Source organism: Shewanella algae (genome assembly GCF_009183365.2).
GTDB classification, from domain to species: Bacteria; Pseudomonadota; Gammaproteobacteria; order Enterobacterales; family Shewanellaceae; genus Shewanella; species Shewanella algae.
The window spans coordinates 408,158-422,696 of sequence record NZ_CP068230.1 but is presented as its reverse complement, the minus strand read 5'-3'; the positions used below and the strand labels follow the sequence as shown (position 1 = coordinate 422,696).

The 14,539-nt window shown below is 54.6% G+C and carries 13 protein-coding genes; 1 reads left to right on the top strand and 12 read right to left on the bottom strand.

Annotation, left to right across the window (positions count from 1 at the left end; all coding sequences use genetic code 11):
- Positions 1–4 precede the first annotated feature (4 nt).
- Together rsmH and mraZ are read right to left on the bottom strand one after the other, a co-directional pair.
- Entirely contained in the window at positions 5–946 is a 942-nt protein-coding gene (gene rsmH / locus E1N14_RS02015; protein WP_025010886.1) for a 16S rRNA (cytosine(1402)-N(4))-methyltransferase RsmH, read from the bottom strand.
- A gap of 29 nt (positions 947–975) precedes the next feature.
- Positions 976–1,434: a division/cell wall cluster transcriptional repressor MraZ gene (gene mraZ, locus E1N14_RS02010; RefSeq protein WP_025010885.1), complete on the bottom strand. Its 459-nt coding sequence runs from the start codon at positions 1,432–1,434 to the stop codon at positions 976–978.
- A gap of 603 nt (positions 1,435–2,037) precedes the next feature.
- Between mraZ and E1N14_RS02005 the strand changes: the two genes are divergently transcribed.
- Entirely contained in the window at positions 2,038–2,337 is a 300-nt protein-coding gene (locus E1N14_RS02005; RefSeq protein ID WP_025010884.1) for a hypothetical protein, read from the top strand.
- A 31-nt stretch (positions 2,338–2,368) separates the two neighbouring features.
- Here the strand turns inward: E1N14_RS02005 and E1N14_RS02000 are convergent, their stop codons facing one another.
- From E1N14_RS02000 to leuA, 10 genes are all read right to left on the bottom strand, one after another.
- Entirely contained in the window at positions 2,369–3,949 is a 1,581-nt protein-coding gene (locus tag E1N14_RS02000; RefSeq protein WP_025010883.1) for a nicotinate phosphoribosyltransferase, read from the bottom strand.
- 12 nt (positions 3,950–3,961) lie between these two features.
- Positions 3,962–4,828: a ribose-phosphate diphosphokinase gene (gene prs, locus E1N14_RS01995; RefSeq protein ID WP_051547040.1), complete on the bottom strand. Its 867-nt coding sequence runs from the start codon at positions 4,826–4,828 to the stop codon at positions 3,962–3,964.
- Positions 4,829–4,980: 152 nt separating this feature from the next.
- Positions 4,981–5,694, bottom strand: a complete 714-nt coding sequence (locus E1N14_RS01990) for an NUDIX hydrolase (protein WP_025010881.1) — start codon at positions 5,692–5,694, stop codon at positions 4,981–4,983.
- 89 nt (positions 5,695–5,783) lie between these two features.
- Entirely contained in the window at positions 5,784–7,289 is a 1,506-nt protein-coding gene (gene glpK / locus E1N14_RS01985; RefSeq protein ID WP_025010880.1) for a glycerol kinase GlpK, read from the bottom strand.
- Positions 7,290–7,315: 26 nt separating this feature from the next.
- Positions 7,316–7,786: a nuclear transport factor 2 family protein gene (locus E1N14_RS01980; protein WP_025010879.1), complete on the bottom strand. Its 471-nt coding sequence runs from the start codon at positions 7,784–7,786 to the stop codon at positions 7,316–7,318.
- A gap of 212 nt (positions 7,787–7,998) precedes the next feature.
- Positions 7,999–9,345, bottom strand: a complete 1,347-nt coding sequence (locus E1N14_RS01975; protein ID WP_062793509.1) for an outer membrane protein transport protein — start codon at positions 9,343–9,345, stop codon at positions 7,999–8,001.
- Between the two features lie 508 nt (positions 9,346–9,853).
- On the bottom strand, positions 9,854–10,459 hold the full coding sequence (leuD, locus tag E1N14_RS01970) for a 3-isopropylmalate dehydratase small subunit (protein WP_025010875.1): 606 nt from the start codon (positions 10,457–10,459) through the stop codon (positions 9,854–9,856).
- Between the two features lies 1 nt (position 10,460).
- Positions 10,461–11,870, bottom strand: a complete 1,410-nt coding sequence (leuC, locus tag E1N14_RS01965; RefSeq protein ID WP_062793510.1) for a 3-isopropylmalate dehydratase large subunit — start codon at positions 11,868–11,870, stop codon at positions 10,461–10,463.
- Positions 11,870–12,964 carry a 3-isopropylmalate dehydrogenase gene (gene leuB / locus E1N14_RS01960; RefSeq protein ID WP_044733535.1) on the bottom strand — a complete coding sequence of 365 codons (1,095 nt, stop codon included), beginning with the start codon at positions 12,962–12,964 and terminating at the stop codon, positions 11,870–11,872. Before leuB ends, leuC begins: the two co-directional genes overlap by 1 nt.
- Positions 12,961–14,529, bottom strand: coding sequence for a 2-isopropylmalate synthase (leuA, locus tag E1N14_RS01955; protein WP_062793511.1), 1,569 nt, complete (start codon positions 14,527–14,529; stop codon positions 12,961–12,963). The genes leuB and leuA overlap by 4 nt, the downstream gene beginning before the upstream one ends.
- Between the last annotated feature and the right edge of the window lie 10 nt (positions 14,530–14,539).

The window sequence follows — 14,539 nt, the reverse complement described above, 5'->3', positions numbered from 1 at the left end:
AACCTCAGTAAGGCAAACGCTCGGCAATTCTGAGTACAGAACTGCGGGCCCGGGCATTAACGGCAATCTCTTCATCCGATGGTTTCATCGCCTTGCCTATGGGCAACAGCTGCCGCGAGCGGTTGAGCTCGGCCTCGGTCACCGGCAAACCGTAGGGCACTTCCTCGCCTTTGCTGTGACGGCGGATAAAACGCTTCACCATGCGATCTTCCAGGGAGTGGAAGCTGATGATCGACAGCCGCCCCTTGGGCGCCAGTACTTGCAGTGCCCCTTCCAGCGCCTGATCTATCTGATCCAGCTCGCTGTTGATATAGATGCGAATCGCCTGAAACACTCGAGTTGCCGGATGCTTGTTGCGCTCTTTGTGTTTGGTGATCCTTTCGATCAAGCCGGCCAAATCTTTGGTGCGCAAAAACGGCTTCTCATCACGGTCGGCGGCGATACAACGGGCGATATGGCGGGCGTTTTTCTCTTCACCATAGGTCTTGAATACCCAAGCCATATCTTCGACTTCGGCCCTGGCGAGCCATTGAGCCGCCGTTTCGCCCTGGCTGTTATCCATCCGCATATCCAGTGGACCATCACGCAGAAAACTAAAGCCACGCTCGGCATCGTCCAGTTGCGGTGATGACACACCGAGATCCAGTAAGACACCGTCTATCTTGCCCACCAGCCCAAGTTGCTCAACATAGTCGGCCAACTGGCCAAAACCGCCATGGACTATGGTGAAACGCGGATCATCGGCAAACTGTTTGGCAGCTTCAATGGCCGCCGGGTCTCTATCGATGGCAATCAGCCGCCCCTGTTCTCCCAGGCGGGAAAGGATCTGACGTGAGTGTCCGCCTCGACCGAAAGTGCCGTCGATATAGATGCCATCTGGGCGGATATTGAGCCCGTCTACCGTTTCTTGAAGCAGGACAGACAGGTGGGCAAAGTTTTGGCTCATCACTCTCTTCTTTAATCTGGTCTCACTCATCAGAGTGAGAAATCAGCCAGCCGCTCACTGGCGGTCAATCCCTGGCTCTTAATCATCTCCAGGCTGTCGGCCAGCTGCTGCTGCCAGACCTGCTCATCCCAGAGTTCGAATTTGTTCAACTGCCCGACCAACATGGTCTTCTTTTCCAAAGAGGCGTATTGCCTGAGCGGCGGAGTCAACAAAACCCGGCCGTTGGCATCCAACTCACATTCCTGGGCATAGCCCAACATCAGGCGCTTCATCGCCCGCTCCTGTGGTTGAAAATCAGACAGACCGAGCAGCTTGTCGGCGACTTTGTTCCATTCGTTTATCGGATAGATCAACAGGCAGGGAGATTGGATATCCACAGTGATTACCAGCTTGCCTTGATGATCGGCATGCAGAGGCTCGCGGTATCGCGTTGGCATAGCGATCCGCCCCTTGGCATCCAGATTCAAAGCACTTGCGCCGGAAAACACTTGGTTTCATCCTTGCTCAGTTAATAGATCCACAAATATCCACAAATTCCCACAGATGCTAAGTTTAGGGATAGTCAACAAGGATTGTCAAGCAATGCAAACTCGAATAAAGCCAGTCACCAAGCGGGTTAGCAGCGTGTCACAACATTTTTTGAACAGCCGAATTCCAAGTGGCAAAAAGTGGTGCTACCGCCCCTGGCAGTGGAAAATTTCAACACTGACAGGGGAGATTTTCACAGTGAAAAGAAACGATTGTGGAGAAGTTTCCCGGATCCGGGCATTCAGGAGTGCGATCCAGTGCAAACTTCTGTGGCGGCAAAACTCGGCCAGGATAAACCACTATGCCAACCTTACAGCTGTATCTGAGGGTTAAATGTTAAATCATGGTTAACTAAAATTTCTTGCCCATATCAGAGCGACAGGCTTTTCCTAAATAGTGTTCAGAGCCTGAGTCAAAGATTTCAGCACTGTTTTGATACAGCCGGAACCCCAAAGGATAAATTCAGTCTAATTTTTAGGCTAAACAGGCCGATAAAGGATACATAATAGGCTAACAGTTAAAGCATCTAACCGGCGCAAAAGCCGCCGGCACGGGGAACTCTAATGGGATTGGACAGCATTTACGCCATGTTGGCGCGCCCGGTCAAGGCGGTATTTCAGCCCAAACGCGAAGTGGAGCAGGTCAAGACCAGCTCCGCCATAGCGCCCGACAGCCACGAAGCCCCGCAATCGCAACTGCCTCCCGAAATAGACAAGCGTGAAAAAGTCGCTGATCGCCGCAAAGAGCAGAAAGGCTTTGCCCACGAGCGGCGTAAACATAACCGCCGCCAGGAAGATGAAGAAAGGGATGAGTCCAGGGCGCAGGAAGAAGGCAAGGGTCAGATCATAGATATCGATGTCTGACCCTGCCGGTGAATGTCATTGAATCAAGGCTTCATAACTGCGCCGCCACCCGCTGACGTATCTCGGCCAGATTGGTTTCGCGAAGTAGTTTGCCATCCTCATAAACGGTTTGCAGTAGCCCCTGGGCTTCTTCAGTCACCGAAACATCGTCTCTCAGCACCAGCTCACCGTCTTGCATAACCACTTGCAGTAGCCCCTTGGCGGAACGCTTTTGGCTATCTGTCTTGGGCGCCTTGAAAATCGCCAGCGGCTCGCCGTCTTTTATCACGTGGGTCGCCTTGACTGCCGAGCCATGGGTATCTCGGGTGACATATTGATAGCTGTATGAGCCAATCCCCAGCACGACTTTGGAAGCAAAACCTTTATCCATCAAACGCTGCAGTATTTGTCGTTGGCGCTCGAGCGTGATGGCATCGCCATAAATGGCACCCACATGGTTATCCAATAACTTGTAACCCTTGTCGGTCAAGGTGCCACCAAAAATGTCCCACAGGCACTCGATAAGCCCCTTCACCTCGCAGGCCATCAGGGTTTGGCGCTGCAGACCGATAAACTCACCATGCCAACTTATCGCCTCATAACCGTTATCGGCCGCCTTTTGCAATGCTTCATCCAGGCCACATTCGCGGATAAGTGATTCAGGCGCCAGCTTATAACCGCTGAGAATGGTCACGGGATCGCCGGAATCGGGACGGATCACCAGGGTGCCGTCACGCTCGAGGATCTCCTGCTTGAGTTCAGGTAAGTACTGAGTCACCAGAGTCCAGAAATCCCAGGTATCGGACACCACACTGAGGATCCCCTTGGGAGACTGGGTCTGCATCAGATAACGGAAGAAGGCGATCTCCCCTTCGAGGATCCAGGAACAGGTCACCGAGTGCTCAGTGGCATCCACTGAGGCGCCGACCAACTCCTTATCGACATCGGCACCATAGTACTTCTCGGCAAACAGCACCGCCGGAATGGTGTCGGTTCCAACAAAACCGCTGGCCAAATGGCCAAAACCACTCATGGCAGCGGCCTGCTTACCGAACATGCCGCGAAAACTGAAGTCATGCCCCTGAAACGCTACCATCTCGGCAGGCAGGCCTGTCTTGTCGGCGAACTCTTTAAAGGTACGCAGGTAAGCAACGGCCGTGGTGGCACTGGTTTGTATCGGCCAGTTTTCACAACTGAGCACGGTTTCTATCATGTTGGTCAACCAGGGGAAATCCGGATGGGTGTTGACTATGGTCAACGGCGGCACCAGATAAGGCACCAGAGTACCCTCTTCCAGCGCCTTGATCCTCAGCGGTAAATACCCAAGGTCGTGGAGTTTTTCCAGGTAAGAGACATCGACACTGTACCCCAGCATGGCACTGAGTATGCGCTTATGGGCGGCCACGGCCTGCGCCTTCGGCTGACTAAAGAAGCTGTCCCACTCCTCCATCAAATAGCTCTTGATAAAATACTGCAGTCCAATAAAAGCGACTTTGTCATTGTCTGCTATGTTGGCATTGCGACCGCTGCGGGAAGTGAAGTTGGCATACACCTCGGTCACCTGAGGATGATAGGCGCGACCATGAAACTCTTTGTAGACATCCTTCTGCATTGAGGGGGCGATGATACTCATAATAAACTCCTTTTATTCAAACAGTTTCAAGGTGTGCAGCTCGACAATTTGCGACTCAAACGGATGCAATGGACACACAGAATCTGTGGTAAACACGGCATCAATCAAGCCTTCCAGCGGCTCTATTCCGCGGGAAAACAGACCATGGGTCACATAGAGTCCCACTCGGGCGGCGCCCTTTTGTTTCAAAAGCCGCGCCAGCTCGATAAAGGTTCTGCCACCGTCACAAATATCATCCAGGATCAGCAGACTGCGGCCAGCGACATCGGCGTTCAACTCGGATGCCAATATGGCGCCCGTCGCCGGATCCCGGCGTTTACTGGCCTGAAAGACTTCGGCCTCAATCCCGGCGGCACTCAGCGCATCGGCAACCTTGGCTATCTTGTGGCTGGCGCCCTTGTCCGGCGCAAGCAGTGCCGCCTGGTGGGTTTGCAGCCACTGCTTCAGCTGCGTAAACTGACAAACCAGCTGCGCCTGATGTACCTGCTCAGCTTCCAGCAGTTGCTCACTGACCACCGAGTGCAGATCCCAGCAGCGGATCTGGCTGAAGCCGGCATTTCGCAGCAACCCCGCCATCACGGCGGCGGAAAAGGCCTCACCGGCGACGCAAACCCTGTCTTGGCGGGCATAGGGGAAATAGGGAAGTTGCAGTGAAACCTGAATGCCGGGGGCGGCGCGGTCCAAAGCATCTTTGATCAGCAGCAGCTGCATGATGGCATCACTGCTCTGCAACCTGGCGTAGATAATCGCGCTCTGTACCTGTTGTCCATCAAAACCCGCCAGACGCACATGCTGCTCACCACCGGCAAACTGCCATTGCTCAACAGTCAAAGCCTGTCGGGTTGCATCTTTGTTTACTAGCTCAATACTGATATCCATATCTCTCACCGTTAAGTGTCTTAGTGACACTTAATCTAAAGCAACGAGCTGGAGTGGTCAAGCTTATTTTGAGTCAAAAGGACACTTATCTAAAAAGAAGATTTAAAACAATGAATAAGATAGTGGTAAACCAAAGAAGCTCTAATGGAGTTTCAAGCTTCCAGGTTACGTACAAAGCGATAATCGGCAGCTTCAGGCAATACCCGGTAGAGCTGGGGTGGGCGACCGACTTCGACCCGGCCCTCTCCACAGGGGGCGAGCACGCCGGCCTGCTCTATCCGCCGCCGGAAAGATTTCTTCTGCAGTGGCTTACCCAGAATGGCCTCATGCACTCGTTGCAACTCGGCCAGGGTAAACAATTCCGGCAGGGCAAAAGCCGCCACCAGGCTGTAAAGCGCCTTTTGCCGTAAGCGCTCCTGTGCCAAGGCTATGATATCGGCGTGATCAAAGGCCAAGTGTTCAGGCAGCGACTGCAAGCTGAACCAGCGGCTCTCTTCAGAACCTTCCATGACGGGTTCAAGATGAGGCATCAGCGCATAATAGCTGATGGTGACCGACCAGCCTCTGGGATCCCGGCGGCCATTGCCTATACTCTGCAACTGCTCCAGGTAGGGTGGCACTATCCCTGTCTTTTGCTTAAGTTTGCGCTTGGCCGAAGCATCGATATCCTCATCCTGCAGCAGATCGATAAAGCCGCCCGGCAATGCCCACATCCCTTTGCAGGGAAACCCGGAACGCTTGACCAAGAGCACACACAATTGCCCTTCTCGCACACAGAGCAGCACGCTGTCGACACTGGTCAACGGCAGCGGATAATCATGGATACTGTATTGCGCCAGATATTCGGCTTCGGTCGTCACAGTCATGGATGGCTCACTTTGGTGTCTTTGGGGCACTATTTTGAGTCACTATTCAATGGGAGACAATAACAGCCGACAAGAAACCGCCCGGCACATCACAGTTCGTCGGTTTCATGCCAGTGGCGACAACGGTCCACCGCCTTTTGCCAACCACGGTAATAAAGCTCCCGCCGTCCTTCATCCATGGCCGGCTCGAAGCAACGTTCAACATCGCTCCGGTGAGAAAGATCTTCCACCGAGTCCCAGAAACCACAGGCAAGACCGGCCAAAAATGCCGCTCCCATGGCGGTAGTTTCGGTCAAGGCCGGCCGCAGTACTTGAGTATCTGTGATATCGGCCTGAAACTGCATCAGGAAGTCGTTACTCACGGCGCCGCCATCCACCCTCAGCTGCTTGAGTGCAACAGCGCTGTCTTTACTCATGGCATCCAGCAGATCCCGGCTCTGATAGGCGATGGATTCCAGCGCCGCACGTATGATGTGGTTGCGGTTTACGCCGCGGGTCAATCCTTGCAAAGAGCCGCGGGCGTTGGCATCCCAATAAGGGGCTCCCAGCCCGACAAATGCCGGCACCAGATAAACCCCATTGGTATCTTCTACCTTGGAGGCAAAGTACTCTGTGTCCTGGGCATCACGAATAAGCCCCAATTCGTCCCTCAGCCACTGTATGGTCGCGCCGCCCATAAATACCGAGCCTTCCAGCGCGTATTGCACCTCGCCCTTGGGGCCTACAGCCACAGTTGTCAGCAACCCATGCTCTGAGCGCACCGCCTTGTCACCTGTGTTCATCAGCAAAAAGCAGCCTGTGCCATAGGTATTCTTGGCCATGCCGGGTTCAACGCACAGCTGGCCGAACAGCGCCGCCTGCTGATCCCCGGCCATGCCGGCGATGAGAATTTCACTGCCCTCACCGGCAATCCGGGTTGTGCCATAGACAGCCATCGACGGCTTGACCTCGGGCAACAACGAAGCTGGGATGTCCAGCGCCTGTAACAGGGTCTGATCCCAGCATTGTTTGTGGATGTTGTAGAGCATGGTGCGCGACGCATTGGTGGGGTCGGTCACATGCACCTTGCCCTCGGTCAGCTTCCATACCAGCCAGCTGTCGATAGTACCAAAGAGCAACTCGCCTCTTTCGGCCCGCTCGCGGGCACCCTCGACATTATCCAGCAGCCACTTAATCTTGGTGGCTGAAAAATAGGGATCCAGTAACAAACCTGTATTGTCGCGGACATAGTCCTCCAGCCCCTCGGCCTTGAGCTGCTCACAGATCTCCTTGCTGCGCCGGCACTGCCAAACAATGGCATTGGCAACTGGCTTACCTGTGAGCTTATCCCAGATGACAGTGGTTTCCCGCTGATTGGTAATGCCGATGGCCGCTACTTCGTCACTGTGGATCCCGGCGCGGGCGATGACCTCTATCAGTGTCGAACTCTGGGATGCCCAGATTTCCATGGGATCATGCTCGACCCAGCCGGGTTGCGGGTAGTGCTGACTGAACTCTCGCTGGGAGACGGCCACGATATTGGCCTGTTGATCGAAAATAATCGCCCGTGAGCTGGTAGTGCCCTGATCCAGGGCAATAATATATTTCTTTTGCACGTGAAAGCTTTCTTGGGTTGGCTGAATTAATTTTGCTGCCAAGGCTGATCGCCTCGGGGTAAGCCGATTTCCGCTTCGGGAATATCACACTCCTGCGCCGGGTAATACCAGACGGCGGCAATCTTATCGCCCCTCAAGGTATAAACGCCCATATTACATTGGCTATTTTGCTCGCCATCCTGCTGCCAGCTGACCTTTTCCAGGGTGCTGACATAGTTACCCGAGCTCAGCGAGCCAAGAATACTGGCCTTGGCCCCCGGCAAAGTTTGAAAATAGTCGGTCATAGCCGCGCCCAATTCCGAATGCCCGGAAGCCTGCAGATCGACCTTGGCGATGCTGACATTAAACCAAGTCACGTCTTCCGTGGTTTGCGCCAACATCAGCTCAATCTTTTGCTCATTGAAACCTTGAATAAACATACTGACAGGATCTGACTCGGCCAAACTCGGCATTGAAATCAGAGAGATAGCACTGGCAAACAGGAATGGATATTTCATGGGCTTATTATTTTTTGTTGGCAATAGCATGAATATAAGCCCTGAGCTCGGCCACGCCAAGTATAAAACAGCCCTGAGCTCGCGCCCACCAGCGATCAAACAGCCCAGAGTGCAGCCTCGCCAAGTTTAACACCTCCTTGAGCCAGACTTGGCCTGATATGAAAAAGCCCCGCTTGGCGGGGCTCTTGTCTCATTCCTTGGCCGGAATGGTATTACATCTTATAGGTCACTTGCAGACCCGCCAACCAGACGTGGCCGCTGGCATCGCCCTGGAAGGCAACCTGAGCCAGACCCATCAGATCCTGAGTCTCGTTGATAGGGGCATCACCGTGGGCGCGGATATAGGTCAGACCCAGATCCACTGTCAGGTTCTTGCTGGGGGCATAACCGGCACCCACGCTGAACCAGAGACGGTCGGTATCTGGAATAGTGATAGTACGGTATTCATCGTCAACCGCTGTCTTATCCAAGGCCACACCGGCACGCAACAACCACTCGTTGTTCAGCTGGTAGCTGGTACCCAGAGCAAAGCGCCAGTTGTCTTTGAAGTTTTCTTCCTTCACCAGATCGGATTCCAGGCCGCCAATAGGCTTCTGCTCACCAGGGAAATAAGCCACCAGCTTGTTGAACACACTCCAGTCGGTCCAGTTGATGCTGGCGTGCATCGCCCAGTTGTCAGTCAACTGATGGTAAGAAGCCAGCTCGGCAAATGCCGGCAGCTCCAATGGCAGGTAGCCTTCAACCTCGGCTGTACCGCCGGTATAAAGGGCGCCACGGGCTTGGCCGTCCAGATCCAGCTCAACGTGGCTGTGATAGGCGATACCCAGGCGGTGATTAGCATTGATCTGCCAGCTGGCACCTAGCTGCCAACCATAACCAAAGTCATCACCTTCCAGATGCTTGAGCTCGGTGCCGGCGGCAGGCAGACGAGAAGTCACCTCTGCCGGCAAGCCAGGGATAGCACGAACACCTTCTATCCAGCCAGGAACAGATGCGCCTATCTCACCGTCACCATACACACCGCGCAGACCGGCACCCACAGTGAAGTGCTCATCAATGCGGTAAGCAATATTGGTGTTCAGCTCTACAGTAGTCACCGCGGTCTTGTTACCAAAAATGGAGGCAGCATGGGCGGCCGGCAGTTCGGTAGACAAACCATAGTTGGAGTTCAGTGCCAAACCCCAAGTCCAGCTGTCGTTGAGCTGGTTGGAGTAATAGAAGTTAGGCACTAAAGCGTTGTCAGCCACATCCAATGCATCGGCATTCATGGTCATGGCCTGAGGCAATAAAGGCGACGCCAACGAAACCTGACCCAAGGCGTCAACTTCCGGCATCACATAGATGGCACCGGCAGAGATCTGACGACCTTCAAGATAGCTGAGCATGGCAGGGTTACGCCCCTGAGCCGCAGGGTTATCGGCCATGGCCGCTTCACCGGCGAAGGCACGTCCAAGTCCGGTCGCTGAAGATTCTGCCAGTTGGAAACCAGCTGCTTGAACCTGAGTCGTTGCTCCCACAAAGCTGGCCGCAATGGCGACAGCAATAAGTTGTTTCTTCATTGTTATTCTCTGTCTGTTTATTTAGCAATTTCTGAATAGAGTAATAACTCCATTTTGTTGCGGCGCAGTTTACTGACACAGAATATCTTTGCAAGCAGCAAGCAAAAAACAGGATAAACAACCACAAAAATCAACAAAGAAAGACAAAAAAGTGACACAAGTCACTCTATAGGTGCTTAAAACAGAGAGGAAACGGCATTAATGTTTGCTGAAAAGAATTGAAACCCAAAAGGAAACAAAAACTATTAACTTGAAAAATAAGTATAAATTATTAAGTAACCATAAAAACACTTGTTCACTTAATTTAAATCAGACAAACAGCATAAATCACTAAGCATTCAAGGTTGCAGTCTACCTCCCTATGAACAAAACCTATAACCAAATGTTTTTAAAAAATAAATTATAGGTAACTACAGTCAACATACTTGTTTGGAACACAAGAGAGCAGACCTGTTACCAAGCCACTGGTCTGCTCTTGTACATGTGTACGCTGAAATAACAGGCGGGACTAGGCGCGCCAGCCCGGCAGCCCGGCTTCATAATCGGCGATGGCCTGCTCATGGGACAGAGTCAGGCCGATGGCATCCAATCCATTGAGCAGCTTATGACGGGCAGATTCAGCCAGTTGAAATGCAAAGTGTTTCCCGGAGGGTGAAACAACCTGGCACTGCTGCAGGTCGACTTTGATTTCACTGCCTTCGGTCGCCGTTACCTCCTCAAACAACTGTTGCACCTCAGCGGCCTCAAGGATCACCGGCAATAACCCATTATTGATGGCGTTGCCGTAAAAGATATCGGCAAAGCTGGGCGCAATAATCACCCGCAAACCATAGTCGGCCAGGGCCCAAGGCGCGTGTTCACGGCTGGAGCCACAACCGAAGTTTTCCCGCGCCAGTAAAATAGAGGCTCCCTGATATCTGGGCTGGTTCATCACAAAGGCAGGATCCGGCTGCTCACCGGCATCATCCAGATAGCGCCAGTCGTGAAAGAGATGGACACCGAAGCCATCCTTGGTGACCTTGGACAGAAACTGTTTGGGGATGATCTGATCTGTATCCACATTGGCGCTATCCAATGGCACCGCAATTCCCTGATGAATAGTAAAAGCCTGCATTTTATTTCTCCTGGCCAGCGTGGCGGATATCGACAAAGTGCCCGGCAATGGCGGCAGCGGCTGCCATGGCAGGACTCACCAGATGGGTACGGCTGCCGCGTCCCTGCCGCCCCTCAAAGTTACGGTTACTGGTTGAGGCGCAGCGATCGCCGCTTTCCAGGCGATCATCATTCATCGCCAGACACATGGAGCAGCCCGGCAAGCGCCACTCAAACCCGGCCTCGACAAACAGTTTGTCCAAGCCTTCGGCTTCGGCCTGAGCCTTCACTTGTCCCGAGCCCGGCACCACTATGGCGGTCACGCCGTCAGCCACCCGCCGACCACGGATCTGCGCCGCGGCGCTACGCAGATCTTCGATGCGCGAATTGGTGCATGAACCGATAAAGACCTTGTTGATGGCCACATCCGTCATCAGGGTGCCCGGCGTCAAACCTATGTAATTCAGCGCCTTTTCCATACTGCCGCGCACTGTGGCATCGGCCTCATCGGCGGGGTTGGGCACAGGTTTATCTATGGCCACCACCTGGCCAGGATTAGTGCCCCAGGTCAGTTGCGGCGCGATTTCACTGCCTTCCAACTCCACATAAGCATCGAAGATGGCATCTTCATCGGACTTGAGCATCTTCCAGGCTGCCAGGGCGGCATCCCAATCGGCGCCCTTGGGCGCAAACTGACGTCCCTCAAGATAGGCGAACGTGGTTTCATCCGGCGCGACCATGCCGGCCTTGGCACCCATCTCAATCGCCATGTTGCACAGCGTCATGCGCCCTTCCATCGACAGGGCACGAATCGCGTCACCGCAAAACTCCACCACATAGCCGGTGCCGCCATCCATGCCTATCTTGCCGATAATCGCCAGCACCACATCCTTGGCGGTAATGCCTTCACCCAGTTGCCCCTTGACCTCGACTCTCATGGTCTTGGCCTTAAGCTGCCGCAGCGTTTGGGTGGCCAGCACATGCTCCACCTCCGAGGTGCCAATACCGAAGGCCAGCGCGCCAAAGGCGCCGTGGGTAGCGGTATGGGAATCGCCACAGACAATAACCGTACCCGGCAGGGTAATGCCCAGCTCAGGCCCCATCACATGCACTATGCCCTGATTGGGGTGGTGAATGTCATAAAGACGCACACCGAATTCGCGACAGTTCTGTGCCAGGGTTTCAACTTGAGTGCGCGCCATGGGGCTCAAGGCGTCCAGACTGGCGCTCTTGGTCGAGGTGTTGTGATCCATGGTGGCAAAGGTCTTGTCCGGTGCCCGAAGTTGGCGCCCGGCCATCTTCAGGCCACTGAAGGCCTGGGGTGATGTCACTTCGTGCACCAGATGACGGTCGACGTAAATAATCGGCGCTTCTCCCGCCGGCGTCGCCACCAGGTGGGCATCCCACACTTTTTCATACAATGTCTTGCCCATTACACCCCCTCCCGAATCGCATTGGCGATATAGTCGCCCATCTCTGCCGTGGTCTTGGCATTATCCCGCTGCTCCGGCGCCAGCAACTCACAGGTAAAGAAGCCATCTGCCAGCGCTTTGCCTACGGCGCGCTCTATCGCTGCCGCCGCCTCTTCCTGCTGCAAGCTGTGGCGCAACATCAAGGCCGCCGACAAGATCTGCGCTACCGGGTTGGCAATCCCCATGCCGGCAATATCCGGGGCACTGCCACCGGCCGGTTCATAGAGACCAAAACCACTGCTGTTGATGGAAGCCGATGACAACAGCCCCATGGAGCCGGTCAACATGGCGATTTCATCGGAAAGTATGTCGCCGAACAGGTTGGAGCACAGCATCACATCAAAATCCCAGGGACGACGCAGCAATTGCATGGTGGCATTGTCGATATAGATATGTTCCAGTTCTACATCCGGATACTCGCTCGCGACCTGCTCCACCACTTCACGCCAAAGTACCGAGCAAGCCAGCACGTTGGCCTTGTCGACCGAAGTCACTTTGCCGCGGCGGCCGCGGGCGGCCTCGAAGGCGATATGGGCGATACGGCGGATCTCGGCGCGGCTGTATCTCATGGTGTCAAACGCCTCTTCGCTCTCGCCCTCCCCTTGACGCCCCTTGGGTTTGCCAAAGTAGATACCGCCGGTCAGTTCACGCACGCACAGCACATCAAACCCTTTGGCCGAGATATCGGCGCGCAGCGGCGACAGATGTTCCAGTCCCTGATGTAACTTGGCCGGTCTCAGGTTACTGAATAAGCCGAAATGGCCCCTCAGTGGCAACAGCGCGCCGCGCTCGGGCTGTTCATTGGGAGGCAGTTTTTCCCATTTGGGGCCGCCGACCGAGCCAAACAGAATCGCATCTGCCGCTTCACAACCGGCCAGGGTCGATGCCGGCAACGGGCAGCCATGGTTATCTATCGCTATGCCGCCGACATCATATTCGGCGTACTCCATTGCCAGGTCAAAGCGTTGCTCTACCGCCGTCAGCACCTTACGGGCCTGGGCCATGACTTCCGGGCCTATGCCGTCGCCGGCCAATACCGCTATCTGATAACTCATACGCCACCCAACTCCTTTCTCTGTTGTATTTTCTGTTTATGATCCGCCACCTGGTCGGCGCGCTGAATAAGGTTCATCACATGCACCAGGGCCGCGGCCGAAGCCTCGACCACATCGGTAGCCAAGCCGACACCGTGGAAATTGCGCCCCTGGTACTGAGCCGTGATATCCACCTGCCCCAGCGCATTCTGGCCTTCGCCTTTGGCGCTCAACTTATAGCTGCAGATATCTACGCTCTGGCCGCTGGCACGGGCTATCGCCTTATAGGCGGCATCCACAGGGCCATTGCCGGTGGCGGCTTCGGTCACTACCTCACCGGCGGCTTCAATACGTACAGTGGCGGTGGCCATGCCCTCGGTAGAGTCGGATTGCACCACCAGCTGCTGCAACTGGAAGTGGTCGTCGGCCGCCGCCCGGCCCTCCATATACACCAAGGCTTCCAGGTCATAGTCGAACACCTGACCCTTCTTGTCGGCCAGTTTCAGGAAGGCGTCGTACAGTTGATCCAATGAATAATCCTGCTCTGAATAACCCATCTGCTCCATTCGATGCTTGATCACATGGCGGCCGGAGCGTGAGGTCATATTCAGGTGATTGCGATTCAGGCCTATGCTCTCAGGTGTCATGATTTCATAGGTGTTTTGCGCCTTTAACATGCCGTCTTGATGGATACCGGATGAATGGGTAAAGGCATTGGCGCCCACTATCGCCTTGTTGGCCTGGATCGGCATATTGCATAGCTGGCTCACCATGGAGGAGATGCGGTGAATTTCCTGAGCCTTGATGCCAGTCTCCAGCCCCAGGATGTCTTTGCGGGTCGCCAGGATCATGGCAATCTCTTCCAGTGAGCAGTTACCGGCCCGTTCACCTATGCCGTTGATTGTACACTCAATCTGCCGGGCTCCCTGTTGCACCGCCATGATGGAGTTGGCGACCGACAGCCCCAAATCGTCATGGCAGTGCACAGAGATCACCGCCTGATCGATATTGGGCACCCGGTTGAACAGGGTTTGAATAATGCCGCCGAACTCGCTGGGAATGGTATAGCCCACTGTGTCCGGAATATTGATGGTGCGGGCACCGGCTTCGATGGCCGCCTCGACCATGTGACACAGATTATCTATCGGGGTCCGGCCGGCATCTTCGCAGGAAAACTCCACATCATCGGTAAAGCGCCTGGCATACTTCACCGCCCCTACCGCCATCTCCAGCACTTGGTCGAAGGAGCGCTTCAGCTTGCTCTGCACATGGATATTTGACGTTGAAATAAAGGTATGAATGCGGAACTGATCCGCGACCGACAAGGCCTGGGCCGCAGCGTCGATATCTTTCTCCAGTGCCCGCGACAGGGCGCAGACCCTGCTGTTTTTGATGGTACGGGCTATGGTCTGTACCGACTCAAAGTCGCCGGGAGAGGAAACCGGGAACCCCACCTCCATGATGTCGACCCCCAGGCGCTCGAGAGCCATGGCTATCTGCAGTTTTTCTTTCACTGTCAGGCTGGCAGCCAGCGCCTGCTCGCCGTCCCGTAAGGTGGTATCGAAAATAAACACTCTGTCAGACATCTGGATTCTC